This window comes from Micromonospora sp. D75 (assembly GCF_018070405.1).
GTDB classification, from domain to species: domain Bacteria; phylum Actinomycetota; class Actinomycetes; order Mycobacteriales; family Micromonosporaceae; genus Micromonospora; species Micromonospora chalcea.
In genome coordinates this window covers 1-3,331 of record NZ_JAGPXV010000643.1, presented here as the reverse complement: position 1 = coordinate 3,331, position 3,331 = coordinate 1, and the positions used below count along the sequence as shown (strand labels likewise).

Here is a 3,331-nt window from a genome sequence, read left to right as displayed (position 1 = left end):
GCGAGCGACCGGCCGGTCTTGGCCAGGAACACGTCGTCGAGGCTGGGCCGGCGGGCCTCGATCGCGCCGGGCTCGATGCCCCGGTCGTAGAGCGCCCGCATGACCTGCGGGATGGCCGTGGCGGCGCTGTCGACGTAGAGCCGCAGCGTGCCGTCGACCGGCTCGGCCGCGTGCACGTACGGCGCCTCGGCCAGCAGCTTCGTCGCGGCCGGCAGGTCGCCGCCGGTCTCGTCCGCGACGTCGGCGGCGGCGAAGTCGACGGCGACCACGTCGCCGGAGATCTCGCGCTTGAGCGCCGACGGGGTGCCCTCGGCCACGATCCGCCCGGCGTCGATGATCGAGACGCGGTCGCAGAGGCTGTCGGCCTCGTCCAGGTAGTGCGTGGTGAGGAAGATGGTCATGCCCTCCTCGCGCAGCCGCCGTACCTCCTGCCACATCCGGACCCGGCTGGGCGGGTCGAGCCCCGCCGTCGGCTCGTCCAGGAACATCACCTGCGGCGAGTGGATGACGCCGAGCGCGACGTCGAGGCGGCGGCGCTGCCCGCCCGAGTACGTCTTGATCTTGCGGTCGGCGAAGTCGTCGAGCTGGAACGCGCGGATCGCCCCGGCGGCCAGCTCCTGCGCCACCGACTTGGACAGCCCGTGCATCCGGGCCTGGAGCACCAGGTCCCGCCGGGCGGTCGAGTCGTCGTAGGTGCCGCTGGCCTGCGCCACGAAGCCGATCCGCCGCCGCACCTGCGCGGGCGCGCGCAGCAGGTCGACCCCGGCGATGGTGGCCGCTCCCCCGCTGGGCCGGATCAGCGTGGCGAGCATCCGCAGCGTGGTGGACTTGCCCGCGCCGTTCGGGCCGAGGAATCCGACGATCTCGCCGCGCCGGACCGCGAAGTCGACGCCGCGTACCGCCTCGACAGTGGTGGCGCCGCGGCCACGTCCGACCCGGAAGGACTTGCGTAGGCCGGTGGCCTCGATCATCGAGCCTCCTCGTGCGGCGCGACGCCGGCGCGGGTGCGTCAGGTCAGGCTAGTTCGGCCCCGACGGTTGGACAACGGTCGATGCGTCAGTGTCGGGAGCCGTGCGTGCCAACACGGCGAGACGTGCCGCCGCCGCGCGGGCGCCGCCGGCCGCCGCGAACGACTCCCCCACCCGGCGCGCTCCCGCCCGGTACGCGGGTTCGTCGAGCACCGCGCTCAGCGCGGCGGTCAGCTCCGCCGGGGTCGCGGAGCCGAAGGAGACCTCCAGTCCGGCGCCGGCCCGGCGCACCTGCCGCGCCACCGCCGGATGGTCGTGCCGGATCGGCGCGACCACCACCGGCACACCGTGGGCCAGCGCCTCGGACACGGTGCCCAGCCCGCCGTGCGACACGAGGGCGTCGAGCCGGGGCATCAGCTCGAGCACCGGCACCCGGGGCGCGACGAGCACGTGCGGCGGCGGGTCGGGCACCAGTCCGGCGCCGGCGGTGAGGATCACCTGGACCCGGTCGGCGAGCGGCGCGGTCGCCGCCGTCATCCGCCGGTAGAAGTCGGCGGCGAGGTGCTCGGCCATCGTGCCGACCGTGACCAGCACGTGCCGGCGGCCGGGATCCCATGCCTCCCAGGCGAACGCGGGCGCGTTCGGCCGCCGTCCCAGCGCCGGCCCGGTGAGCACGCAGCCCGGCGGCAGCGGTGCCGGGCCGGTGAGCGCCGTCGTGGTCAGGCCGATCACGAGGTACGGCGAGAAGCGCAGGTCGATCGTCTCGTCCACGGGCAGGTCGGTCATCGCCCACACGCGACGGACCTGGGCGTCCACCCAGCCGGTGAACTCGGGCATCTCCTCGGTCGGCGGTGTCAGCTCCAGCATGCCGACGCAGAACGTCGCCCACGGCAGCCCGCGGCGGTGCGCGGCGAGCGCGCCGGCCAGCGCGTACTGGTCGGCCACCACCACGTCCGGCCGGTACCGCTCGACGGCGGCGTCGGCGGCGTCGCGGATGAACCGGTTCGCGGGCAGCACGTGCCCCTCCCAGAGGCTGCGCACCGAGGCCATCCCGGCCGCGTCGTCGGGGCGGTAGTAGCGCTTGCCGGTGGGGAACAGCGTGGCGTCCGGGCCGACCAGCGGGCGCAGATCGCTGCGCGGCCCGACCCAGGCCACCTCGTGCCCGGCCGCCTCCAGTTCCTGGGCGATGGCGACCGGCGCGTTCAGATGGGACTCCACCGGCAGGACGACGAACAGGAAGCGAGCCACGTCGATATGATCGCACGCGCGTTGACATCCATCGGCGTCACTGATCTGATCCGTGTCGTGACGGTTCGCGCATGACGGCCATCGAGGCCGTCTCGGTGTTCCTGCCGCAGCGCCGGGTGCCGGTCGAGAGCCTGGCCGCGCCACTGGGCCTGAGCGACATGCAGGTGCGCCTGTTCCGCCGCTTCCACGGCCTGACCGAGGTCCGCCGCGACCCCGGGCTGTCCCTGACCGACCTGCTGCTGCGCGCCGCGCACGGCCTCACCGCGCTGCACACGCTGCGGCGGCGGGTGCGGTTCGTGGTGTACGGGCGGGCCTTCCCGGTGGTCACCCCCTACCCGGTCAACCCGCTGCACGAGGTGTGCCGCACGCTCGGGCTGGGCCACGCGCTCGCGTTCACGCTCACCCAGCAGTCCTGCGCCAGCGCGCTCGCCGCGATCGACGTGGCCGGGTGGCTGCTCACGTCCGAACCGGACACGCCGGACGGCCCGCCGCTGGCGCTGGTGCTGACCGGCGAGAAGGCGTTCACCCGTGACGCCCAGTTCATCCCGGAGACGTCGGTGTTCAGCGAGGGCGCCTCGGCCTGCCTGCTCAGCGCCGGTGGCGGCCGGGACCGGCTGCTCGCGTACGCCTGCCACCAGCGGGGCGAGTTCGACGTGGCCGGCGGCGAGTCCCCGGCGCGGTTCCAGCGGGCGTACCGGCCGGCGCTGGCCGAGGTGATCGGCCGGGCGCTGGAGCAGTCCGGCACGACGCTGTCCGAGCTGCGGCTGGTGCTGCCGCACAACGTGAACCTGATGACCTGGAAGCGGCTGTGCCGGCTGATCGGGCTGCCGCTGGACCGGGTGCTGCTGGACAACGTCACCGAGACCGGGCACGTGTTCTGCGCCGACGCGTTCGTCAACTACCGCACCGCCCGGCAGCGCGACCTGCTCCGGCCCGGTGACCGCTATCTGGTCGCGGCGGTGGGCGCCGGGGACGGCGCGACGTTCGCCGCCATGGTCTTCGAGCACTGAGCGGCGGAGGCCACCATGGAGACCGGACTCCGCCTGCTGCGGGCCGCGCGGCGCACGTTCACCGGTCCGGCCGCGCTGCTCGGCGACCCCGTGCTGCGCGAGCGC

General features: G+C 74.6%; 3 protein-coding genes. 1 reads left to right on the top strand and 2 read right to left on the bottom strand.

All coding sequences use genetic code 11. The annotated features are described in order from the left end of the window. Both KBX39_RS26990 and KBX39_RS26985 read right to left on the bottom strand, forming a co-directional pair. Window positions 1-971: ATP-binding cassette domain-containing protein (locus tag KBX39_RS26990; RefSeq protein ID WP_210873160.1), on the bottom strand; the 971-nt coding region annotated here is incomplete at its 3' end. Between the two features lie 48 nt (window positions 972-1,019). After that, a complete protein-coding gene (locus KBX39_RS26985; RefSeq protein WP_069088427.1) occupies window positions 1,020-2,216 on the bottom strand; it encodes a glycosyltransferase in 1,197 nt (398 codons plus the stop codon). 71 nt (window positions 2,217-2,287) lie between these two features. Here KBX39_RS26985 and KBX39_RS26980 point away from each other — a divergent pair, with 71 nt between their 5' ends. After that, window positions 2,288-3,226 carry a 3-oxoacyl-[acyl-carrier-protein] synthase III C-terminal domain-containing protein gene (locus KBX39_RS26980; protein ID WP_069088426.1) on the top strand — a complete coding sequence of 313 codons (939 nt, stop codon included), beginning with the start codon at window positions 2,288-2,290 and terminating at the stop codon, window positions 3,224-3,226. The last annotated feature ends 105 nt before the right edge of the window (window positions 3,227-3,331 follow it).